This window comes from Geodermatophilus sp. SYSU D00815, assembly GCF_054050035.1.
The window spans coordinates 18,165-39,387 of record NZ_JBJGYO010000031.1 but is presented as its reverse complement, the minus strand read 5'-3'; the positions used below and the strand labels follow the sequence as shown (position 1 = coordinate 39,387).

Annotated in this window: 21 protein-coding genes; 14 read left to right on the top strand and 7 right to left on the bottom strand. The window is 74.6% G+C overall.

From position 1 onward, the window contains the following. Nucleotides 1-125 precede the first annotated feature (125 nt). Nucleotides 126-1,139 (top strand): ferrochelatase, encoded by a 1,014-nt coding sequence (locus tag ACI78S_RS22445; RefSeq protein ID WP_456977194.1) that lies wholly within the window; start codon nt 126-128, stop codon nt 1,137-1,139. A gap of 12 nt (nt 1,140-1,151) precedes the next feature. On the opposite strand, the gene ACI78S_RS22440 is transcribed toward ACI78S_RS22445, so the two are convergent. From ACI78S_RS22440 to ACI78S_RS22430, 3 genes are all read right to left on the bottom strand, one after another. Next, complete coding sequence (locus ACI78S_RS22440) at nt 1,152-1,637, bottom strand: hypothetical protein (RefSeq protein WP_456977193.1); 486 nt, start codon at nt 1,635-1,637, stop codon at nt 1,152-1,154. Next, nucleotides 1,634-2,722 (bottom strand): DNA polymerase III subunit beta family protein, encoded by a 1,089-nt coding sequence (locus ACI78S_RS22435; protein ID WP_456977192.1) that lies wholly within the window; start codon nt 2,720-2,722, stop codon nt 1,634-1,636. The genes ACI78S_RS22440 and ACI78S_RS22435 overlap by 4 nt, the downstream gene beginning before the upstream one ends. A gap of 109 nt (nt 2,723-2,831) precedes the next feature. Next, nucleotides 2,832-3,572, bottom strand: coding sequence for a hypothetical protein (locus ACI78S_RS22430; protein WP_456977191.1), 741 nt, complete (start codon nt 3,570-3,572; stop codon nt 2,832-2,834). A 74-nt stretch (nt 3,573-3,646) separates the two neighbouring features. Here ACI78S_RS22430 and ACI78S_RS22425 point away from each other — a divergent pair, with 74 nt between their 5' ends. Further along, nucleotides 3,647-4,084 carry an NfeD family protein gene (locus tag ACI78S_RS22425; protein WP_456977190.1) on the top strand — a complete coding sequence of 146 codons (438 nt, stop codon included), beginning with the start codon at nt 3,647-3,649 and terminating at the stop codon, nt 4,082-4,084. 75 nt (nt 4,085-4,159) lie between these two features. Further along, nucleotides 4,160-5,341, top strand: coding sequence for an SPFH domain-containing protein (locus tag ACI78S_RS22420; RefSeq protein WP_456977189.1), 1,182 nt, complete (start codon nt 4,160-4,162; stop codon nt 5,339-5,341). 52 nt (nt 5,342-5,393) lie between these two features. Here the strand turns inward: ACI78S_RS22420 and ACI78S_RS22415 are convergent, their stop codons facing one another. Both ACI78S_RS22415 and ACI78S_RS22410 read right to left on the bottom strand, forming a co-directional pair. Beyond that, entirely contained in the window at nt 5,394-6,311 is a 918-nt protein-coding gene (locus ACI78S_RS22415) for an RNA polymerase sigma factor SigF (protein WP_456977188.1), read from the bottom strand. Between the two features lie 47 nt (nt 6,312-6,358). Next, nucleotides 6,359-6,859, bottom strand: coding sequence for an ATP-binding protein (locus tag ACI78S_RS22410; RefSeq protein ID WP_456977187.1), 501 nt, complete (start codon nt 6,857-6,859; stop codon nt 6,359-6,361). A gap of 256 nt (nt 6,860-7,115) precedes the next feature. Between ACI78S_RS22410 and ACI78S_RS22405 the strand changes: the two genes are divergently transcribed. Both ACI78S_RS22405 and ACI78S_RS22400 read left to right on the top strand, forming a co-directional pair. Then, complete coding sequence (locus tag ACI78S_RS22405; protein WP_456977186.1) at nt 7,116-8,948, top strand: SpoIIE family protein phosphatase; 1,833 nt, start codon at nt 7,116-7,118, stop codon at nt 8,946-8,948. A 49-nt stretch (nt 8,949-8,997) separates the two neighbouring features. Further along, the gene (locus tag ACI78S_RS22400) at nt 8,998-10,017 is read left to right on the top strand and encodes a DNA topoisomerase IB (protein ID WP_456977185.1); all 1,020 of its coding nucleotides are present in this window, start codon (nt 8,998-9,000) and stop codon (nt 10,015-10,017) included. Nucleotides 10,018-10,067: 50 nt separating this feature from the next. Here ACI78S_RS22400 and ACI78S_RS22395 read toward each other — a convergent pair whose 3' ends face one another. Continuing rightward, entirely contained in the window at nt 10,068-10,466 is a 399-nt protein-coding gene (locus ACI78S_RS22395) for an STAS domain-containing protein (RefSeq protein WP_456977184.1), read from the bottom strand. 372 nt (nt 10,467-10,838) lie between these two features. Between ACI78S_RS22395 and ACI78S_RS22390 the strand changes: the two genes are divergently transcribed. The 9 genes from ACI78S_RS22390 to ACI78S_RS22350 all read left to right on the top strand — a co-directional run bounded on the left by ACI78S_RS22390 (nt 10,839) and on the right by ACI78S_RS22350 (nt 20,235). After that, nucleotides 10,839-11,369, top strand: a complete 531-nt coding sequence (locus ACI78S_RS22390) for a hypothetical protein (RefSeq protein WP_456977183.1) — start codon at nt 10,839-10,841, stop codon at nt 11,367-11,369. Nucleotides 11,370-11,412: 43 nt separating this feature from the next. Then, entirely contained in the window at nt 11,413-11,988 is a 576-nt protein-coding gene (locus ACI78S_RS22385; protein ID WP_456977182.1) for a DUF1360 domain-containing protein, read from the top strand. Nucleotides 11,989-12,186: 198 nt separating this feature from the next. Further along, on the top strand, nt 12,187-13,143 hold the full coding sequence (gene ku / locus ACI78S_RS22380) for a non-homologous end joining protein Ku (protein WP_456977181.1): 957 nt from the start codon (nt 12,187-12,189) through the stop codon (nt 13,141-13,143). Nucleotide 13,144: 1 nt separating this feature from the next. Then, nucleotides 13,145-14,623 carry a non-homologous end-joining DNA ligase gene (ligD, locus tag ACI78S_RS22375; protein WP_456977180.1) on the top strand — a complete coding sequence of 493 codons (1,479 nt, stop codon included), beginning with the start codon at nt 13,145-13,147 and terminating at the stop codon, nt 14,621-14,623. Between the two features lie 19 nt (nt 14,624-14,642). Further along, nucleotides 14,643-15,566 carry a non-homologous end-joining DNA ligase gene (ligD, locus tag ACI78S_RS22370; RefSeq protein ID WP_456977179.1) on the top strand — a complete coding sequence of 308 codons (924 nt, stop codon included), beginning with the start codon at nt 14,643-14,645 and terminating at the stop codon, nt 15,564-15,566. A 50-nt stretch (nt 15,567-15,616) separates the two neighbouring features. After that, entirely contained in the window at nt 15,617-16,495 is an 879-nt protein-coding gene (gene purU, locus ACI78S_RS22365; protein WP_456977178.1) for a formyltetrahydrofolate deformylase, read from the top strand. Nucleotides 16,496-16,659: 164 nt separating this feature from the next. Continuing rightward, nucleotides 16,660-17,106 (top strand): Fur family transcriptional regulator, encoded by a 447-nt coding sequence (locus ACI78S_RS22360; RefSeq protein ID WP_456977177.1) that lies wholly within the window; start codon nt 16,660-16,662, stop codon nt 17,104-17,106. Further along, nucleotides 17,103-18,764 (top strand): catalase, encoded by a 1,662-nt coding sequence (locus ACI78S_RS22355; RefSeq protein ID WP_456977176.1) that lies wholly within the window; start codon nt 17,103-17,105, stop codon nt 18,762-18,764. Before ACI78S_RS22360 ends, ACI78S_RS22355 begins: the two co-directional genes overlap by 4 nt. A 166-nt stretch (nt 18,765-18,930) precedes the next feature. After that, nucleotides 18,931-20,235: an MFS transporter gene (locus tag ACI78S_RS22350; RefSeq protein ID WP_456977175.1), complete on the top strand. Its 1,305-nt coding sequence runs from the start codon at nt 18,931-18,933 to the stop codon at nt 20,233-20,235. Here the strand turns inward: ACI78S_RS22350 and ACI78S_RS22345 are convergent, their stop codons facing one another. Continuing rightward, on the bottom strand, nt 20,236-21,186 hold the full coding sequence (locus ACI78S_RS22345) for a proteasome assembly chaperone family protein (protein WP_456977174.1): 951 nt from the start codon (nt 21,184-21,186) through the stop codon (nt 20,236-20,238). Between the last annotated feature and the right edge of the window lie 37 nt (nt 21,187-21,223).

Sequence of the window (21,223 nt, the reverse complement as noted above, 5' to 3'; positions counted from 1 at the left end):
CCCCCCCCCCCCCCCCCCCCCCCCCCCCCCCCCCCCCCCCCCCCCCCCCCCCCCCCCCCCCCCCCCCCCCCCCCCCCCCCCCCCCCCCCCCCCCCCCCCCCCCCCCCCCCCCCCCCCCCGAGGCGCTGCTCCTGCTCTCCTTCGGCGGGCCCGAGGGGCACGACGACGTCATGCCGTTCCTCGAGAACGTCACCCGCGGGCGCGGCATCCCGCGGGAGCGGCTCGAGGAGGTCGCCGAGCACTACCACCACTTCGGCGGCGTGAGCCCGATCAACGACCAGAACGAGGCGCTGCTCACGGCGCTGCGGGGCGAGCTCGCCGCGGCCGGCGTCGACCTGCCCGTCTACTGGGGCAACCGCAACTGGGAGCCCTACGTCGAGGACGTCTGGCGGCAGATGGCCGAGGACGGCGTCGAGCACGTCTACGTCCTGGCGACGTCGGCGTACGCGTCGTACTCCGGCTGCCGGCAGTACCACGAGGACGTCGCCCGGGCCCGCGCCGCGTACGGCGGCGACCCCTCCCGCCCGGGCCCGACGGCGGAGAAGCTGCCGCACTACTTCGACGCCCCCGGGTTCGTGCGCGCCAACGCCGACGCCCTCGCCGCCGCGATCGCCTCCCTGCCCGAGGGCGTCCGCGACTCCGCGCGCCTGGTCGCGACGGCGCACAGCATCCCGGACTCGATGGCTGCCGTCGCCGGGCCGCAGGGGCACGCCTACGAGGCCGAGCTGATGGCCGCCGCGCAGGCAGTGGTGGACGCCGCCGCGCCGGGTCGCCCGTTCGACCTGGTCTGGCAGAGCCGCAGCGGCCCGCCCTCGGTGCCGTGGCTGGAGCCCGACGTCAACGACCACCTGGGGGCGCTCGCCGCGGCGGGGGAGCGGGCCGTCGTACTGTTCCCGGTCGGGTTCGTCAGCGACCACCTCGAGGTGATCTGGGACCTCGACAACGAGGCGCGGGAGACCGCCGAGAAGCTCGGCCTGGCCTTCGCCCGGGCGGCGACCGCCGGCACGCACCCGGCGTTCGTGACCTCGCTGCGCGAGCTGCTCGAGGAGCGCCGGGCCGGCGGCGAGCCGCGCCTGGGCACGAACTGCCCGGCCGCCTGCTGCTTCGTGCAGCGCCCCGCGAGGCCCGCGGCGGGCTGACCGCCCGCGCCGTCACGGCGCCGACGGCAGCCGGTCGGTCGAGCCGGCGTCCAGCGCGTCCCGGACGTGCTGCAGGGCGCCGCGCAGCATCCGGCCGTAGCCGTCGTCGGCCAGCACGTGGACGAGCGACTCGGCCGCCGCAAGGTGCGCCCGCGCGGTGTCCGGGTCGCCGAGACGGCGGTGGCAGTCGGCCAGGTTCAGGTGCAGCGAGGGCAGGAACCCGCGCACCTCGAGCCCGGCCCGGTGCCGGGCCGTCCGCTCGTCGGTCAGCTCGGCGGCGGCGGCCAGCGCGCGCTCGTCCCAGGCCAGCTCCTCGCGGACGTCGTCCTGCAGGTCGGCGAGGAAGTGGGCGATGGTCACGCAGTGCAGCGGGTCGCCGTCGGCACCCGCCTCCTCCCACAGCCGGACCAGGCGGTCCCGGGCGCCCGCGCGGTCGCCCGCCTGCCCCAGCGCGGCGGCCTCCGTGACGGCGGCGATCACCGGGTCGGGGGCGGTCATCGGGCCGCCTCGAGGGTGGGCAGCTCGAGGGTGGGCAGCTCGAAGGTGGGCATGGCCAGCGTGCTGAAGGTGCCGTCGTCGGCGGAGCGGACCAGGACGGGCGCCGCTGGGCCGACGACCTCGAGCACGACGTCCGGCCCGAGCGAGGCCTCCACCGCCGGGAGGAGGGTGCTGCGCCGGAACGCCATGGTCGCCGGCGCCCCACGGACCGAGCCGGGCACCGCCACCGGCCCGGTCCCGCTCCCGCCGTCGACGCGCACGCCCGTCCGGGGGCAGGCGACCAGGCGGCTCACCGAGGCGTCCGCCAGCGCGGCCAGCAGGGCACCGCGGGCCGCCGCCACTCGGGTGACCGGCCGGCCGAGCCCGTCCAGCAGCGCGCGGTGGTCCGGGTAGCGCCCCTCCAGGGCCGGCACCTCGCGGACGGCGCCGTCCGGCCGGTGCGCGGTCAGCCCCGTCGCGGTGAGGGAGAGCAGGACCTCGCCGGCCTCCCCGGCCCAGCCGACCACGTCGGTCAGCTCCTCGACCGGGAGCACGGTCCGGCCCTCGCCGGGGGCGCCGGCCAGCGGCAGCGTGTGCGCCGCCAGCCGGTACCGGTCGGTGGCGACCAGGTGGAGCTCCCCGCCGGCGACCTCCAGCAGCACGCCGGCGAGCACCGGCGCCTCGGGGCAGCCGCCCGCCGCGGGGGACACCCGCCGGACGGCGGCGGCCAGCGCGCCGGCGGCCACCCGTGCCGACCGCCCCGCGCGCCGCCGCAGCAGCCGCGCCGCCTCCGCCGCGCTCGCCCGCGCGGCTCGCAGCTGCTCCTCCAGCTCGGCCAGCCGGTCCCGGAGCACCGCGTCGGCCTCGTCCGGACCGGCGTCCACCGTCCGCGCCACCACCGGCAGCGGCAGGCCGAGCTCGCGCAGCCGGCGGACCAGCCGGACCCGGTCGACCTGGTCGGGTGCGTACCGGCGGTAGCCGGTCCGCGGGTCGGTCTCGGCCGGGCGCACCAGCCCGCAGTCGGCGTAGAAGCGGAGCATGCTCGGCGTCACCCCGGCGGCGCGGGCGAAGGCGCCGATGGGCAGCAGCGGGTCGTCGGGTGCCATGCCGGTCATCGTGGGGTCTCGACCGGCTCGAAGGTCAACGCCGGAGGTCGTGGCTCGAGGTCGTGGCTCGCGGTCGTGGCTCGAGGTCGCCGCCGGTCGGGAGGCCGGGCTACGGGCGCGGGACGGCGTTGTAGGCGGCGACGGTGGCCTCGCGCACGGCGGTGGCCAGCGGTCGCAGCGCGTCGTCGCGGGCCGCGGCCTGCGCGTGGGTGACCGCCGCGCCCGGCGCGTCGGCCAGGGCGAGGTCGAGCACGCGGGCCAGCCGCTGCGCGCGGCCGAGGATCGACAGCGCCAGGGGGTCGTGGTCGGGGGGCAGCCCGGGCGCGGGGCTGCTGCGGGCCAGGCCGGCGAGCAAGGCGGGCACCTCGGGGTGCCAGCGGGCGAGGTCGAGGTCGACCAGCGTGCGGGCCGCGTCGCCCACCGCGAGGTCGAGCTGCCCCGACACCGCGCGCAGGCTGCCCTCCACCGGTGGCGGCGCCGGCGGGACGCCGTCGAGCGGGAACGCCGTCCAGGCGATCGCCTCGGGCCCGATCGACTCGGGCACCAGGACCAGCCGGTCGCCCACCGCGGCCTGCCCTGTCTCCAGCGCCAGCGCCGACAACCCGGGCACCCGGGGCAGCCCGCGGACGTCGCCCGGCACCGGCAGCACCAGCCGGAAGCGCCGCTCGCCGAGACCGCGCAGCGCGGTCAGCGCCCAGCCGAGCGGCACCGCCTCCTCGGTGCCCGGCAGGCCGGTGACCCGGTGCGCGGTGTCGCCGAGCAGCGCGTCCAGCGCCTCGTCGTAGGACGTCCGGCCGGTCAACCAGGCGGTGGCCCAGACCGCGAACCGGCCCGCGGGGAAGTCGTGCACGCAGGCGAGGCTACGTCGCGCCACCGACGGAGTCGCAGCGCCGACATCACCCTCGGTGATGCGACACTGCGGGCATGGCTGCGTGGTTGCTCTGGCTGATCGCCGCCGGCCTGTTCGCGGCCGGCGAGGTGGTGAGCCTCGACCTGGTCCTGCTCATGTTCGCCGGCGGGGCGCTGGGCGGCATGGCCGTCGCGCTCGCCGGCGGGGCCGTGGCGTTCCAGCTCGTGGCGTTCGTGCTCGTCTCCCTGGCGCTGCTGGCCGTCGTCCGGCCGATCGCCAAGAAGCACCTCGAGCAGAAGACCCCGCTGCAGCTCGACGGCGTCGACACGCTCATCGGCAGGACCGCGCGGGTCACCCAGGCCGTCGACCACCACGGCGGCCGGATCAAGCTCGGCGCCGACGAGTGGACCGCCCGCAGCCAGTACGACGGCGAGGCGTTCGCGGTCGGCCACACCGTGCGCATCCTCAAGGTCGAAGGGGCGACCGCGGTCGTCGGGGACGCGTTGGAGTGACCCGCTCGCCCGGGGGATGACCGGGCCCGATCCCTCGTTGCACGATCGACGTAGTCGTCGAGAAAGGGGGCCCCGATGGAGCCCGCCCTCATCGCCCTGCTGGTGGTCGCCGTCCTGGTGGTCATCGTGGTGGCGAAAAGCCTCACCATCGTCCCGCAGGCGCAGGCGAAGGTCATCGAGCGCCTGGGCCGCTACAGCCGGACCCTCTCGCCCGGCCTGAACCTGCTCGTGCCCTTCGTCGACCGCGTGCGCGCGACGGTCGACCTGCGCGAGCAGGTCATCTCGTTCCCGCCGCAGCCGGTGATCACCGCGGACAACCTGCAGGTCGGCATCGACACCGTCGTCTACTTCCAGGTGACCGACCCGCGGCTGGCCGTGTACGGCATCGCGAACTACATCACCGGCATGGAGCAGCTGACCACGACCACCCTGCGCAACGTCGTCGGCGGGCTGAACCTCGAGCAGTCGCTCACCGGCCGCGACGGCATCAACAGCCAGCTGCGCTCGGTGCTCGACGGCACCACCGGCCCGTGGGGCCTGCGCGTGGCCCGCGTCGAGATCAAGGCGATCGACCCGCCGGCGTCGATCCGCGACTCGATGGAGAAGCAGCTGCGCGCCGACCGCGACAAGCGGGCCATCATCCTCACCGCCGAGGGCCAGCGGCAGGCGGCGATCACCTCGGCCGAGGGCGAGAAGGCCGCGGCCATCCTCTCCGCCGAGGGCAAGAAGCAGTCGGCCATCCTCGAGGCCGAGGCCGAGCGGCAGAGCCGGATCCTGCGCGCCGAGGGCGAGCGCGCCGCGCTGTTCCTCCAGGCGCAGGGCCAGGCCAAGTCGATCGAGACCGTCTTCCGGGCGATCCACGACGGCAAGCCCGACCAGGGCCTGCTGGCCTACCAGTACCTGCAGACGCTGCCGCAGATCGCGCAGGGCGACGCCAACAAGATGTGGATCGTCCCCAGCGAGTTCAGCAAGGCGCTGGAGGGGCTGGCCCGCCTCGGCGGCGCCGACAGCGAGAAGTCGTTCCTCGACGTCCCGCCGTCGACCAACGGCGGCGGCCGCTCCGGCGACGGTCTGGACACCAGCGGCTGGTTCGAGTCGCAGCTCCCGCCGGCCGCGGAGCAGCCCGAGGCGAAGATCGAGCTGTCCAGCATCCAGCCGGGCATCCCCGCGCCGCCACCGCTGTCGCAGGTGGCGCAGGAGGCGCGCACCGAGGGCGCCGAGCAGGCCCTGCCGCACCCGCAGCCGCCCCAGCAGTGACCGCCGCCTCCGGCGCCGGAAGCCGCGGGGCTTGCGGCGCCGGAGGCAAGTCCTAGTCCTTGAGCAGGCCCTCGCGCAGCTTGGCCAGCGTCTGCGACAGCAGCCGGGAGACGTGCATCTGCGAGATGCCGATGTCGGCGGCGATCTGCGACTGGGTCATGTTGCCGAAGAACCGCAGGATCAGGATGCGGCGCTCGCGGGCGGGGATGGTGGCCAGCAGGGGCTGCAGCGACTCGCGGTACTCCACGCCCTCGAGCGCGGCGTCCTCCTCGCCCAGCGTCGCGGCCAGCGTGGGGGAGTCGTCCTCGCCGGAGAGCCGCTCGTCGAGCGAGCTCGACCGGTAGGCGTTGGCGACGGCGAGCCCCTCCAGCACCTCCTCGCGCGGGATGCCGAGGTGCTCGGCCAGCTCCGAGGGCGTCGGCGCGCGGCCGTTCTTCTGCGCCAGCTCGCCGACCGCGGCGTTGAGCGACAGGTGCAGCTCCTGCAGCCGCCGCGGTACGCGCACCGACCAGCCCTGGTCGCGGAAGTGCCGCTTGATCTCGCCGGTGATCGTGGGCACGGCGAAGGAGAGGAACTCCACGCCGCGGTTGGGGTCGAACCGGTCGATCGCCGCGATCAGCCCGAGCGTGCCCACCTGGAGCAGGTCGTCGAACGGCTCGCCGCGGTTGCTGAAGCGCCGCGCGAAGTGCCGCACCAGCGGCAGGTGCTCCTCGACGAGGATCTCCCGCAGCCGCTCGCGGCGCGGGTCGTCCTTGGCCAGCGTGGCCAGCTCGGCGAACAGCGGCGCGGTGCGCTCGGCCCGCCGCCGGTTGTCGGAGACCGGTGCGCTGTCGGACCCCTTCCCGGACCCGGTCGCGTCGTCCGCCTCCTCGGCGTCGTCGCCCCGGGCGGCCGCCTCCTCGTCGGGGTCGGGCAGGTCGACCGGCTGTTCCTGTGCAGAGATGTCGTCCTCCGCCGTTCGGGGGATCACGGACAGGCCCTTGGGCAGGGTGTCCTCGTCTCCGGGAGCCGTCCGGGTCACCGCTGCGGGACCGAGACGCTCTGCCCCGTCCCGCCGACGACCTCCGGAGGCCGCTGGCCGGGCAGGTACTTGTCCATCGAGATGACCGCGACCGGCTCGGCGGTGCCGTTGCCACCCGGGACGTCGGCCTGGGTGGCCGACCGGCCCTCGACGTTGTCCGCGAGCGTCTGCAGCACCGCCCAGCCGAAGCCGTCGCGGGGCACGTCCGTGCCGGCCGGCGTCGGCACCCAGGCGTCGATGTGCAGCCCGGTGCGGGTGGTCTCGAAGACGACGGTCAGCGGCACGTCGGCCGCCCCGACCAGGGCCAGCGTGGCGCAGGCCTCGTCGACGGCGAGCCGGAGGTCCTCGACCGAGTCCAGGTCGTAGTCCATCCGCATCGCCAGGTCACCGGCCATCGCGCGCACCGCCGGCAGCTGGGTCGGCGTCGTGGGCACCCGCAGCTCCAGCCGTTCACCGCGCCGTCCGTCCTGCGCGAGGGCACCCCTCGAGTCGGCCATCCGTCGTCCGCCCTTTCCTCGTCCTCGGCGCACCGCGCCCCGCGCGTTCGCGGCGACCCCATCCTGCCGGATCGCCGCGGCGGTCCGGGCGCCGTGCACCGACGGCACCCGCACCCGCTCCGGCGGGCTGGCTTACCCCCGCCCGGGGGCGCGCCAAACGTGGCGCTGCTCTCGCCGGGGAGCGGCACGAGGCCCGGTTGCCGACCCCACCGGGGTGCTGTTGTCTGGCGGCGAAATGACTGGCAGCCCGGGCGACGTGCCACCGAAGACCCCGCCGGGGGACCCGGGTTCCGCCGTGCTCCTCGCCGCCATGGACGCCGCGCCCGCCGGCATCTGGTTCGTCTCCGGCGTTGGCGAGGCAGCCGTCTGGGCCAACGCCCGCGCCCGCGCCATCGGCACCTCCTGGACGGCGCTGCCGGTGGTCGGCGGCCGCCCGGTCAGCGAGCTGGTCGAGGCGGCGCTGCGCACCGGCCGGCAGGACGCCCTGCACGGTCCGGTGGGCCGCGACGGGCCGGTCGCCACCGCCGTCGTGCGGCCGCTGCAGGCCGCCGGGGGCTACGCCGCCCTCGTCGTCCTCGAGGCCCAGGACGGCGACGACCCCACCCCCTGGCCGGCCGCCGAGGTCGACGTCGTGGAGAAGGCGCAGCACAGCCTGCTGCCGCCCTCGCTGCCGCTGCTGCCCGACCTGTGGCTGTCCGGCAGCTACCACCGGGCCACCGCGGTGCGCGCCGCCGGCGGCGACTGGTACGACGCCGTCGCGCTCGGCGGGGGCCGGCTCGCCCTGGTGGTCGGCGACGCGGTCGGGCACGGCGTCCCCGCGGCCGGCGCCATGAGCCGGCTGCGAGGGGCGATGCGCAGCAGCGCGCTGCTCGACCCCGAGCCGGCGGCGGTGATCCGGGCGCTGGACGCCTTCGCCGCCCAGATGGACGACGTCGAGGGCGCCTCGGTCTTCTACGGCGTGCTCGACGCCGCCAGCGGCCGGCTCACCTACGCCGCGGCCGGCCACCCCGCCCCGCTGGTGGTCGGCACCGACGGCGGCACCCGCTTCCTCCCGGTCGTGCCCCGGCCGCCGCTGGGCAGCGTCCCCGACGCGGTCACCGAGGTCGCCGAGCACCACCTCGAGCAAGGCGCCACGCTGGTCCTCGTCTCCGACGGCGCCGTCCTGGGAGCGGCCGAGGGCCCCGAGGACGGCATGTCCCGGCTGGCCCGGGTCGCCGCCGGGGTGCTCGCCGGCGCGGCGCCGCTGGAGGTCGAGGCCTCCGCCGACCTCGCCGCCGCGGTGGCCGAGGGGGTGCGCTCGCCGCAGGGCTGGCCCGACGACGTCGCCGTCCTCGTCGCGCACCGCCGCGCGTCCTCGCTCGAGCCGGTCGTGCTCGACATCCCCGCGGTGCCGGCGTCGCTGCCGGGCGTGCGCCGCCGGCTCGGCGCCTGGCTGGCCGGCCTGGGCATGGGGGAGCAGGACCGCGTGGGCGTGATGGTGGCCGTGGGGGAGGCGTGCGCCAACGTCGTCGAGCACGCCTACCGCGGGCAGGAACCCGGGCGCATGCACCTGGACGCGCGGGTCGACGTCGACGGCGTGCTCACCGTGCAGGTCCGCGACGAGGGCACCTGGCGCCCGCCGGACCGCGACCCCGGCGACCGCGGCCGGGGCCTGCTGATCATGCGGCAGATGGTCGACCGGGTGGTCCTGGCGGAGGGGCACGGGACGACGGTCACGCTGAGCATCCGGCTGCGGCGCACCCCGGAGGTCGACGTCGAGCGCGCCGTGGCCGAGGCCGGCGCGACGGTCACGGTCGACCGGAGCAGCGAGCCGTGCGCCGTGGTCCGCGTGTCCGGCGTGGTCGACCAGGTCAGCGCCGAGCTGCTGCGCATCCGGCTGCTGGAGGCCAGCCACGGCGGCACCTCGCGGGTGGAGCTCGACCTGCGCGGCGTGACCCTGCTGAGCAGCGCCGGCGTGCGCGTGGTCCTGGCCATCGCGAGGATCGCCCGCGACGAGGGCTGGCGGCTGCAGGTGCACGCCCCGGAGGGCGGCGTCACCAGGCACGTGCTGCGGATCAGCGGGCTGGCCGGGCTGGTCGACCTCGCCTGACCGGGCGGCGACCGGTTTGGGGAACGGCCGCGGTGCGCATCTTCGGGGCGTGAGACTGCGGCGCAGCGACGTGCACGGCCCCGGCTGGCGGCGGCGCCGCGCGGGCAAGGGGTTCGCCTACTACGACGAGGACGGCGTCCTGATCAGGGACGCCCGGCTCGACCGGGTGCGCGCTCTCGCCATCCCGCCGGCCTGGCGCGACGTGTGGATCTGCCCCTGGCCCAACGGCCACATCCAGGCCACCGGCATCGACGCCGCCGGGCGCAAGCAGTACCGCTACCACGACCGCTGGCGGGAACGGCGCGACGCCGAGAAGCACGAGCGCGTGCTGGAGATCGCCCACCAGCTGCCCGACGTCCGCGACGCCGTGGTCGACGCGATCCACGGCAGCGGGCTGGGGCGCGAGCGGGTGCTCGCCGCCGCCGTCCGGCTGCTCGACCTCGGCGCCTTCCGCGTGGGCAGCGAGCAGTACGCCGAGGACAACGGCACCTACGGGCTGGCCACCCTGCGGCGCGACCACGTGCGGGTGCGCGGGGAGAAGGTCTTCTTCGCCTTCCCGGCCAAGGGCGGCAAGGACTGGGAGCTCGAGCTCAAGGACAAGCCCACGGCCGACGTCGTCCGGGAGCTGCTCGAGCGCCCCGGGGAGCCCGAGGAGGACCTGCTCGGCTACTGGGTCGACGACCCGGACGGGGAGCGGACCTGGCACGACGTCACCAGCACCGAGATCAACGCCTACCTCAAGGAGATCAGCGACGCCGAGATCACGGCGAAGGACTTCCGCACCTGGAACGCCACGGTGCTCATGGCCGCCACGCTCGCCGAGGCGCCGGCGCCGACCTCGAAGACCGCCCGCAAGCGGGTGGTGAAGCAGGCCTACGAGCGGGTGTCGGACACCCTGGGCAACACGCCCGCCGTCTGCAAGGCCTCCTACGTCGACCCGCGGGTGGTCGACCGGTTCGAGTCCGGCGAGACCATCGCCGAGGCGCTGGAGGAGGCGGAGCACGCGCCGGACGACCGGACCCAGCAGCGCGTCCTGGAGCAGGCCGTCTGCCAGATGCTGAGCGCCTAGGGACGACGAAGGGCCCCGCCGGTTCGGCGGGGCCCTTCCTCGTCAGCGCCTCAGCTGGTGGCGCTGTCGGCGATCGTGAACAGGTCGATCAGACCGGTGACCTCCAGCGGCCGGGTGACGGCGCGGGTGGTGGCGATCAGCCGCAGGCCCACGTCGCGGGACCGCGCCGACTTCTGCGTCTCGACGAGGACCGCCAGCCCGGCGGAGCCGAGGAACTGGACCCCGGAGAGGTCGATCACCAGCTCCCTCGGCTGCTGCTCCAGCTGGCTGTCCAGGGAGGAACGCAGCACGGGCGCGGTGAACGTGTCCACCTCGCCGACGACCGTCACCGTGACCGAGCCGTCGTCACCGGTCGAGGTGGACAGCGTGATCACGTCGTCGAAGGGCGCCTCCGTGCCCTCGGCCGGCACGTCGGCCCGGCCCTCGGCGGGCAGGTCGGAAGTCGTCACGGACAGCAGCTCCTCTCGGCGGCAGGACCGGGCGGCGGTACCGCGGTGGTCAATCTACCGCTGCCCGCTCCTGGGGTGTCGTGGCCCCGGAGCGAGCATCCTCAAAACGTGTTACCTGCCGGAACGCGGGCGTCCCGGCACGAGACGGCTGCTTGTTCAACCGCGGACCCAACGTAGACAACCGGATCGTTCCACGCCAACCCTCCGGACGCCCCGTCGGCGGGGCGGCGGCGCCGTCCGCGACCAGGGTCACGCATGGGGTGGGGTGCGACGGGTAGGGCGCGTCCACGACACCGGTCGACCGGCCGGTCCCGCGTCCACGCGACCGACGGGTGCGCGCACGGTGGACGCCCGCAGAACGGAGGCAACCCCATGACCGAGGGCACGAACGACAGCGGGGCGGTCCACTCCGCCCTCAACGACCGCGAGTTCCCCGACGACGAGCGGGGCCTCACGGGCACCCGCGACGACGTCCGCGGGAGCACCGGGGCCACCGGCCCCGAGGGCCAGACCGCCCGCGACGTCTTCCCCGAGGACAACGGCATCCCGGACGTCTCCCAGGACGACTTCCCGACGATGCAGCGCTCCGAGGACCCGCAGTTCGCCCCCGAGCCGGGCGACCGGGAGAGCCACGAGACCACCGGGTTCGGCACGACCGCGTTCGAGCAGTCCGAGGGCAAGCCGCTGTCCGGGCGGCTGGAGGAGGAGATCGCCGACGACGTCCCGGACGTGCGCCCCGCCGAGGACCCGGCCCGCGGCCTCGGCCAGCTCGAGCAGGACTACGACACCAGCCCGGTCAGCGACTCCGGCACCAACCGCACCGCCGACGACGTCGAGGCGTCCCTCGACCCGGTCGTCGGTGGCGAGGGCCCCGAGGAGGCCGCCGTCCACGTCGTGGACTGACGGGGTGGACTGACGGGCGGGCAGACGGGGTAGCGGGCGGTCCATGGCGATCGCACAGGAGGTGCAGCGGTTGAGCGCACCGGTCCGTCGCTGGGCCCGGACCCAGAAGCGCGAGTACACCCAGGGCGCCGAGCGGCCGCTCGGGGGTGACCTCGGCGCGATGAGCGTCTACGCCGGGCTGGTGGCGGCCGGGGCGGCCGCGGTCCGGGCCTCCGGGCGCGACCTGCCCGACCGCATCCCGGTGGGCGACGCCGTCCTCCTCACCGTCGCCACCTTCCGGCTGGCCCGGCGGCTGGCCAAGGACCCGGTGACCAGCCCGATCCGGGCGCCGTTCACCGCGTTCCAGGGCCCGTCCGGGCACGCCGAGGTGGCGGAGGAGGTGCGCGAGCACGGCGGCGTCAAGCACGCCGTCGGTGAGCTGCTCACCTGCCCCTTCTGCCTGGCCCAGTGGGTGGGGACGGCGTTCGTCTTCGGCTACGCCACCGCGCCGCGCGCCACCCGGCTCGCCGCGCTCACCATGACCACGGTCGCCGGCAGCGACGTGCTGCAGTTCCTCTACGACGCGATCCAGAACGGCGCGCTGACCGGGGGCGGAGGGGCCGACCGAGGAGGACGATGAGGGCGGTTCCGCCCCGCGGACGCGGGACGAGGGCGGTCCACGCGCGGTGACCTCTTCCCCCGCCGGCGTGTCCCCCGGACGGGGGAGACCGACGGCCGGTCGACCTGACGCGGGCACCCGCCCGCCCCTATCCTGCGACTTCTCCACCGTCGGGCGGTCACGTGGGCCCCAGCGGGCTCGTGCAGGGGAAGGGGCGGCATGCGATCGATCTGGCGCGGGGCGGTGTCCTTCGGCCTCGTCAGCATCGGCGTGAAGCTGTACTCCGCGACGGAGGACAAGGACATCCGGTTCCACCAGGTCCACGTCACCGACGGCGGACGGATCAAGTACAAGCGGGTCTGCTCGATCGACGGGGAGGAGGTCGAGTACTCCGACATCGCCAAGGGCTACGAGCTGCCCGACGGGCAGCTGGTGATCCTCACCGACGAGGACTTCGACGAGCTGCCGCTGTCGACGCGGCGGGAGATCGACGTCCTCCAGTTCGTCGACCAGGACGACATCGACCCGATCCACTTCGAGAAGACGTACTACCTGGAGCCCGACGGCCCGGCCACGCGGCCGTACGTGCTCCTGCGCGACGCGCTGGAGAACGCCGGCCAGGTGGCGATCACCAAGATCGCGCTGCGGCAGCGCGAGTCGCTGGCGGCGCTGCGGGTGCGCGACGGGGTGCTGGTGCTGCACACCATGCGCTGGCCCGACGAGATCCGCACGCCCGACTTCGGCTTCCTCGACGAGGACATCTCGGTCCGGCCGCAGGAGCTGCAGATGGCCGAGGCGCTCATCTCCTCGATGTCCGGCGCGTTCGACCCGGCCGAGTTCACCGACGACTACCGCGCCGCGATGGAGTCCCTGCTGGAGGCCAAGACCTCCGGCGGCGACGTGCAGCCCGTGCCCGAGGTGGCCGACACCGGCGCGGCCGTGGTCGACCTGATGAGCGCCCTGCGGGCCAGCGTGGAGCGGGCGCGCGGCGGCGCCGCCGAGGAGGAGGCGGCGCCACGCAGCGCCCCTCGGAAGACGGCGGCGAAGAAGGCCTCGCCCGCGAAGAAGACCGCCGCGGCGAAGAAGACCACGGCGGCCCAGAAGACGACCACGGCGAAGAAGACGGCCGCGTCGGGGAAGCAGCCGGCCAAGCGCGCCACCCGTCGCAGCGCCTGACGTGCCGACCCGGCGCCCGTCCGGAGCGGACCCGCTCGCCGAGTACCGCGCCAAGCGGGACCCGGCGCGCACCGCCGAGCCGGTGCCGCCGGAGGGGCGACCGCTGCCCGCCGGCGGCGACGACACCTTCGTCGTCCAGGAGCACCACACCCCGCGCGGGCGGGGGGAGCGGGTGCACTGGGACCTGCGGCTCGAGCGCGGCGGGGTGCTCAGGAGCTGGGCCGTGCCCAAGGGCCCGCCGCTGGAGCCTGGGGTGAACCGGCTCGCCGTCCCCACCGAGGACCACCCGCTGGAGTACGCCGCCTTCGAGGGCACGATCGCCGCCGGCGAGTACGGCGGCGGGCGGGTGACCATCTGGGACGCCGGCCGCTACGAGACCGAGAAGTGGGACGACGAGCACGTGATCGTCCGCTTCGCCGGCCGCCGGCTCAGCGGCCGCTACGTGCTGTTCCCGCTCTCCGACGGCACCTGGAACCTCAAGCGGCTGGACCCGTCCACCGAGCGGCTGCCGGCCCGGGTCACCCGCCCCGACTTCACCCCCATGCTCGCCACTCCGGGGGAGCTGCCGCCGGCCGCGGAGGACGACGACTGGGGCTACGAGTTCAAGTGGGACGGGGTGCGCGCCGTCGCCCTCGTCTCCGGCGGCCGGCTGGCGCTGCGCTCGCGCAAGGGCGACGACATCACGGTGCGCTACCCCGAGCTGGCGCGGTTGCCGGCCGCCCTGGCCGGGCGCGACGTCGTCGTCGACGGCGAGGTCGTGGCCCTCGACGAGCAGGGCCGTCCCGACTTCGGCGCGCTGCAGAACCGGATGCACCGCACCGGCCCCGAGGTGCCCCGCATGGCCCGCGAGAAGCCGGTCACCTACCTCGTGTTCGACCTGCTCGCCGCGGACGGCGAGGACCTGCTCGACCTGCCCTACGCCGAGCGGCGGGCCCGGCTCGACGCGCTCGCGCCGAGCGGTGACCGCTGGGCCGCCACGCCGTGGTTCGCCGGCGGTGGGAAGAGCATCGCCGACGCGAGCCTGGAGAACGGGCTGGAGGGCGTCGTCGCCAAGCGGCTGGACGCGCCCTACCGCCCGGGCGTCCGCGGCCCGGAATGGGTCAAGGTCAAGAACTTCCGCACCCAGGCCGTCGTCGTCGGCGGCTGGCGGCCGGGCAAGGGCCGGCGCGCCGGGGGCGTGGGCTCGCTGCTGTTCGGCGTCCACGACGACGACGGCCGGCTGGTCTACGCCGGCCACGTCGGCACCGGCTTCACCGACCGGGACCTGCGCGAGGTCGAGGCGCTGCTCACCCGGCGGACGAGCTCCCCGTTCGACGGCGCGCTCCCGCGCGAGGTCACCCGCGACGCGGTGTGGGTCGAGCCCACGCTGGTGGGTGAGGTCGCCTACGGGGTGTGGACGGCCGACGGCCGGCTGCGGCACCCGTCGTGGCGGGGGATCCGGGACGATCTCGATCCGGAGGACGTGGTGGTCGAGTGGTGACGCCGGGCATGATCGCGGGGTGAACCGCCAGAAGGTGCGGGTCGACGGTCGGCAGCTGACCGTCTCGAACCTGGACAAGGTCCTCTTCCCGGACGTCTCGTTCACCAAGGCCCAGGTGATCGACTACTACGTGCGCATCGCGCCGGTGCTGCTGCCGCACCTGTCGGGCCGGCCGGTCACGTTCACCCGGTGGCCCGACGGCGTCGAGGGTCAGGCGTTCTTCGAGAAGAACAGCGCCCGGCACGCGCCGGACTGGGTGCGGCGGGTGACCGTGCCCAGCCCGGGCAGCTCCAGGGGCCGCGAGGTGCTGGAGATGGTGCTGCTGGAGACGGTCGCCGACCTGGCCTGGGCGGCCAACCTCGCCGCGCTGGAGATCCACGTGCCGCAGTGGCAGATCGGCAGCAAGCGGCAGCCGGCGCTGCCCGACCTGCTGGTGCTCGACCTCGACCCGGGCCCGAACGCCGGCATCTACGAGTGCTGCGAGGTCGCCGAGCGGCTGCGCGAGCGGCTGGTCGCCGACGGCCTCGACCCGGTGGTGAAGACGTCGGGGTCGAAGGGCATGCAGGTCTACGCCCCCATCCGGGTCACCGACCGCGAGCACCCCAGCCGCTACGCCAAGCACCTGGCCCAGGAGCTCTCGGCCGAGACCCCCGAGCAGGTGGTCTGGCGCATGGAGAAGGTGCTGCGGCCGGGCAAGGTGCTCGTCGACTGGAGCCAGAACAACCCCGCGAAGACGACGGTGGCGCCGTACTCGCTGCGTGCCCGGCCCGACGCCACGGTCTCCGCGCCGATCGGCTGGGACGAGGTGGACGCCGTCCTGCGGGGCGACGCGGAACCCGGGGCGCTGCGCTTCCGCACCGAGGAGGTGCTCGAGCGGGTCGAGGAGTACGGCGACCTGTTCGACGTGGCCGACCGGCAGCGGGCCGCCCTGCCCGCGGTCTGACCCTCTCAGGGGTGAGGACGCCGCCCACCGGGTCTGCGACCATCGCCGTCGTGTCTTCCGCAGGTGCGCACGACCGCTTCACCGACCTCGGCCGGCTCCTCGTCCGCTGCCCCGACCAGCCGGGGATCGTCGCCGTCCTCTCCCGGCTGCTGGCCGACGTGGGCGCGAACATCACCGAGTCGCAGCAGCACTCCTCCGACCCGGTCGGCGGCACCTTCACCCTGCGGCTGGAGTTCGTGCTCGAGGACCTCGCCGCGCACCGGCAGCACCTGGAGGGCGCGCTGAGCCTGGTGGCCCGGCAGTGGGGGATGACCTGGCGGCTGACCGAGGCGGCGCGCCGGCCGCGGATCGCCGTCTTCGTGAGCAGGACCGACCACGTGCTGCAGGAGCTGATCTACCGGGTGCGCTCCGGCGACCTGCGGGCCGACCTCACCGCCGTCGTCTCCAACCACCCCGACCTCGAGCCGGTGGCGAAGGCCGCGGGCATCCCGTTCCACCACGTGCCGGTCACCCCCGACACCAAGGCCGAGGCCGAGGCGCGGGCGCTGGAGCTGATCGGCGACGTCGACCTCGTCGTGCTGGCCCGCTACATGCAGATCGTGTCGCCGGAGTTCTGCGCCCGCTTCCCGGAGCGGCTGATCAACATCCACCACAGCTTCCTGCCGGCCTTCGTCGGCGCGAACCCGTACCAGGCCGCGCACGACCGCGGGGTGAAGCTCATCGGCGCCACCGCGCACTACGTGACCCCCGAGCTCGACGCCGGCCCGATCATCGAGCAGGAGGTCGCCCGGGTCGACCACCGCGCGACGGTCGAGGACATGCGCCGGGTGGGCCGCTACGTCGAGCGGCAGGTGCTGGCCCAGGCGGTGACCTGGCACGTCGAGGACCGCGTGATCGTCGAGGGCGCCCGCACCATCGTCTTCGCCTGACCCGCCGGCGGCCGCCGCCACCGGGGTCGAGCTCCCGCTGCCGGCGTCCTGCAGCACCCCTGCAGCCGGAGCTCACCCGGTGCGGTGACACGTCGTCACGGGACCCCGCCGCGGGCGTGTCGTTTTCTTGACTCGTTCAAGAAAAGGTGGTGGGGTGGACCGCGATGGACGCCACCTGGACCCACCAGCTGCGCGCGGTCGGGCTGCGGGTGACCCGCCCCCGGCTCGCCGTGCTGGAGGTCCTGGCGAACCGTCCGCACGCCGACGCCGACTCGATCGTCACCGCCGCCCGGGACGCGCACCCGTCCCTGTCTCCTCAGGCGGTCTACGGCGTGCTGAAGGCCCTGGTCGACGGCGGCCTGGCCCGCCGCATCGAGCCCGCCGGCGCGCCGGCGCTGTTCGAGCTGCGGGTCGGCGACAACCACCACCACCTGGTCTGCCGGGTGTGCGGGGTCGTCGCCGACGTCGACTGCGCCGTGGGTGCGGCGCCGTGCCTCACGCCGTCTGACGCGGCCGGCTTCGTCGTGGACGAGGCCGAGGTCGTGTTCTGGGGCGTGTGCCCGCGGTGCCAGGAGGAGAAGAAGTACACACCCGGAAGAGGAGAAGAATGACCGACGTCGCGTCGCAGGGCCCCGCTCCGAGTGAGGCCGACCGGCCGGTCCTGACCAACCGTCAGGGCCACCCGATCTACGACAACCAGAACCAGCGGACCGTCGGCGCCCGCGGGCCGGCCACGCTGGAGAACTACCAGTTCCTCGAGAAGATCAGCCACTTCGACCGGGAGCGGATCCCGGAGCGGGTCGTGCACGCCCGCGGCGTCACCGCGTTCGGCTACTTCGAGGCCGACGGCACCGTCGGTGACGAGCCGGTCGCGAAGTACACCCGCGCCAAGCTGTTCCAGGAGAAGGGCAAGCGCACCGACGTCGCGCTGCGGTTCTCGACCGTGGCCGGTGGCCGCGACTCCTCGGAGTCGGCGCGCGACCCGCGCGGGTTCGCGGTGAAGTTCTACACCGAGGACGGCAACTGGGACCTCGTCGGCAACAACCTCGGCGTCTTCTTCATCCGCGACGCGATCAAGTTCCCCGACTTCATCCACTCGCAGAAGCCCGACCCGGTCACCTTCGAGGCCAACGTCGCGCAGCGGGCGTTCGACTTCTTCAGCCAGACGCCCGAGGCCATGCACATGATCACGCTGGTGTTCAGCCCGCGGGGCACGCCGGCCAGCTACCGGCACATGCAGGGCTTCGGCGTGAACACCTACAAGTGGGTCAACGCGCAGGGTGAGACCGTCCTGGTGAAGTACCACTGGCTGCCGAAGCAGGGCGTGAAGTCCTGGACCGCCGCCGACGCCTCCGCCGCCCAGGCGAAGAGCCTCGGCACGCACACCAAGGACCTGCACGACTCGATCGCCGCCGGCGACTTCCCGTCGTGGGACCTCCACGTCCAGATCATGAGCGACGACGAGCACCCGGAGCTGGACTTCGACCCGCTCGACGACACCAAGGTGTGGCCGGAGGAGCTCTTCCCGCTCCGCAAGGTCGGGACGATGACCCTCGACCGGATGCCGGTGGACAACTTCACCGAGAACGAGCAGATCGCGTTCGGCACCGGCGTGCTGGTCGACGGCCTGGACTTCTCCGACGACAAGATGCTGGTCGGGCGGACGTTCTCCTACTCCGACACCCAGCGGTACCGGGTGGGGCCGAACTACCTGCAGCTGCCGGTGAACCAGCCGAAGGCGCGGGTGGCCACCAACCAGCGCGACGGGCAGATGGCGTACGGCGTCGACCGCGCCGAGGGCACCAACCCGCACGTCAACTACGAGCCGTCGGTCCTCGGTGGGCTGCGGGAGGCCGAGTACCCGACCCACGACGAGCAGGGCCCGGTCATCACCGGCCGGCTCACCCGCAAGCGGATCCCGCGGACCAACGACTACGCGCAGGCCGGCGAGCGCTACCTGCTGTCGGAGCAGTGGGAGAAGGACGACCTGGTGAAGAACCTCGTCGACGCCCTCTCGCAGTGCAACCGCGAGATCCAGGAGCGGATGGTCTGGCACTTCTTCATGTGCGAGGACGAGCTGGGCCAGCGGGTCGGTGACGGCCTGGGCATCACGGCGGACGACGTCCGCCACCTGCCCCCGCTGCAGACGCAGACCCTCTCCGAAGAGGAGCTGCAGCGCGCGGCCAACCTCGGCAAGAACGGTCCCCGCGACGTCACCGGCCACCAGATGACGCACTGCGTGCCCAACGAGCACGTGACCGTCGGCTGACGGTCTGATCACGCGGCAGCGGGCCGCGACCGGGAACCCCCGGTCGCGGCCCGCTGTCGTCGTGCCCGCACCAGGGTCTTCCCACTGGGCGGAAAGATCGATTGGGTTCCGCTTCCCCTGCGCACCTACGGTCCGACGGTTCGGTTCCCGAGGAGGAGGAGAGGGCATGAGCTCGCCGTCCGCCACGACGCGCTCCACCGCCGGGACGGCGGTCCGCGCGGCCGGCTGGGTCGCGCCGCTGTGCTGGATCGCCGTGCTGCTCGACGGCTTCGACCTGGTCGTCGTCGGCACCGTGGTGCCGGCCCTGCAGGAGCCCGCCGAGTGGGGGCTGTCGGGGGCCGGGACGACGTTCGTCATCACGATCGGCCTGGTCGGCATGATGATCGGCGCGCTGACGATCGGCACGCTGACCGACCTCCTGGGCCGGCGCAAGGCGCTCATCGGCGCCGTCGCCTCCTTCTCGCTGTTCACCCTGCTCTGCGCCTTCGCGCCCAACGCCGGGACCTTCGGCGTGCTGCGCTTCCTGGCCGGCCTCGGGCTGGGCGGCTGCCTGCCCACGGCGATCGCGATGGTCAACGAGTTCACCCGCAGCGGCCGCAGCGGCCGGGCCACCACCACCGTGATGACCGGCTACCACGTGGGCGCGGTGGCCACGGCGGCCCTGGCCATCGTGGTGGTGGAACCCCTCGGCTGGCGCTGGATGTTCGTGATCGGCGCGCTGCCGGCGCTCGTCCTCGTGCCGCTGATGCTGCTGAAGCTGCCCGAGTCGGCCTCGTACCTGGTGGCCAAGGGCCGCCGGGCGGAGGCCGAGGACGTCGCCCGGCGCTACGGGCTGGAGCTGGAGCAGCCGGCGGCGGCGGTGGACGAGCACGCCGGGGACAGCGCCGGCGCCACGCTCAGGACGCTGTTCACCAGCGGCTGGCTGCGCAACACCGTGGCCATCGGCGTCACGTCGTTCATGGGGCTGCTGCTGGTCTACGGCCTGAACAACTGGCTGCCCACGATCATGCGCGAGGCCGACTACGACCTCGGCGCCGCGCTGGCCTTCCTGCTGGTGCTCAACGTCGGCGCGATCGTCGGCCTGCTCGTCGCCGGGGCGGTGGCCGACCGGGTCGGCACGCGCACCGCCGGCATCGTCTGGTTCGCCGCGGCGGCGGTCTTCCTCGCCCTGCTGTCGGTGCGCCTGCCGATCGCCGGCCTGTACGTCCTGGTCTTCCTGACCGGGTGCTTCGTCTTCAGCTCGCAGGTGCTGGTGTACGCCTTCGTCAGCGGCAACCACCCGCCGCAGGTGCGCGCCACGGCGCTGGGCTGGTCGGCCGGTGCCGGGCGGGTCGGCGCGATCGTCGGGCCGGTGCTCACCGGGGCGCTGTTCGCGGCCGGCAACGCCTTCCCGTGGGGCTTCTACGTCTTCTCGGTCGTCGGGGTGCTCGGCGCGCTGGCGCTCGCCGTCACCCGGACCCGCCGGGTCTGACTACTCGCGGGGCCGCTTGCGGTCCTGGTCCGCGAGGAACCGCTCGAGCTCGCTGGCCAGCTCGTCCCCGCTGGGCAGCTCGCCGGAGCCCAGCAGCTCGTTCTCCTCGCGCGCCGCGGTGAACGCGTCGAACTGCTCCTCGAGCGCCGCCACCACGGCGGTGTTCTCCGGGGAGCGGGCGATCTGCTCGTCGATCTCGCTGCGGTTGGCGTCGGCGGCCTCGCGCAGCGCCTCGACCGGCAGGTGCAGCCCGGTGAGCTTCTCGAGGTGCTCGAGCAGGGTCAGCGAGGCGGCCGGGTAGGTGGCCTGCGCCAGGTAGTGCGGCACGTGCGCGGCGACGCCGAACGCGTCGACGCCGGCCTCGCCGAGCCGCAGCTCCAGCAGGGCCGAGACGCTGCCGGGGATGCGCATCTCGCCCCAGTAGACCGGGTACGACGAGATCAGCGCGCGGCGGCTGGCGTGCGCGGTGACGGTCACCGGCCGCGTGTGCGGCACCGGCATGGGGATCGCCTGCAGCGCGACGACGGAGGTGACGCCGAGCCGCTCGACGAGCCCGCGGACGGCGGCCACGAACCGCTGCCAGGCGTAGTCGGGCTCGGCGCCGTGCAGCAGCAGGAACGTCTCGCCGGCGTCGTCCTCGACCGCGTACAGGTTGATCTCCGGCGCGGTGAACGACTCGTAGTGGTCGCCCTGGAACGTCATCCGCGGCCGGTGCGCCCGGTAGTCGACCAGGCTGTCGACGTCGAAGCGGGCGATGAGCCGGTGCGGCAGGCCGGCCAGCAGGTGCGACCCGGCGAGGGCGGCCGCGTGGGCGGCGTCGAACTCGCCGGCCAGGTCGTGCACCAGCACCAGCCCGCGGCGCTCCTCGGCCGCGCCGACCGCCGCCTCGCGGGCGAGCAGCGGCTGGGCCTCGGGGAGCAGCTCGACGAGCTCCTCCGGTCGCTGGACCACGGCGGGACCTCCTGGGGTGCGTGCGGACCTCCTCTGC

Bases quoted from the DNA above. Each gene is read 5' to 3' on its own strand.
- ACI78S_RS22425 (WP_456977190.1), top strand. From the start codon at position 3,647: ATGGCTGCGTGGTTGCTCTGGCTGATCGCCGCCGGCCTGTTCGCGGCC.
- ku (WP_456977181.1), top strand. From the start codon at position 12,187: ATGCGATCGATCTGGCGCGGGGCGGTGTCCTTCGGCCTCGTCAGCATC.
- ACI78S_RS22385 (WP_456977182.1), top strand. From the start codon at position 11,413: ATGGCGATCGCACAGGAGGTGCAGCGGTTGAGCGCACCGGTCCGTCGC.
- ACI78S_RS22355 (WP_456977176.1), top strand. From the start codon at position 17,103: ATGACCGACGTCGCGTCGCAGGGCCCCGCTCCGAGTGAGGCCGACCGG.
- ACI78S_RS22360 (WP_456977177.1), top strand. From the start codon at position 16,660: ATGGACGCCACCTGGACCCACCAGCTGCGCGCGGTCGGGCTGCGGGTG.
- ACI78S_RS22390 (WP_456977183.1), top strand. From the start codon at position 10,839: ATGACCGAGGGCACGAACGACAGCGGGGCGGTCCACTCCGCCCTCAAC.
- ACI78S_RS22410 (WP_456977187.1), bottom strand. From the start codon at position 6,859: ATGGCCGACTCGAGGGGTGCCCTCGCGCAGGACGGACGGCGCGGTGAA.
- ACI78S_RS22350 (WP_456977175.1), top strand. From the start codon at position 18,931: ATGAGCTCGCCGTCCGCCACGACGCGCTCCACCGCCGGGACGGCGGTC.
- ACI78S_RS22420 (WP_456977189.1), top strand. From the start codon at position 4,160: ATGGAGCCCGCCCTCATCGCCCTGCTGGTGGTCGCCGTCCTGGTGGTC.
- ACI78S_RS22435 (WP_456977192.1), bottom strand. From the start codon at position 2,722: ATGGCACCCGACGACCCGCTGCTGCCCATCGGCGCCTTCGCCCGCGCC.
- ACI78S_RS22440 (WP_456977193.1), bottom strand. From the start codon at position 1,637: ATGACCGCCCCCGACCCGGTGATCGCCGCCGTCACGGAGGCCGCCGCG.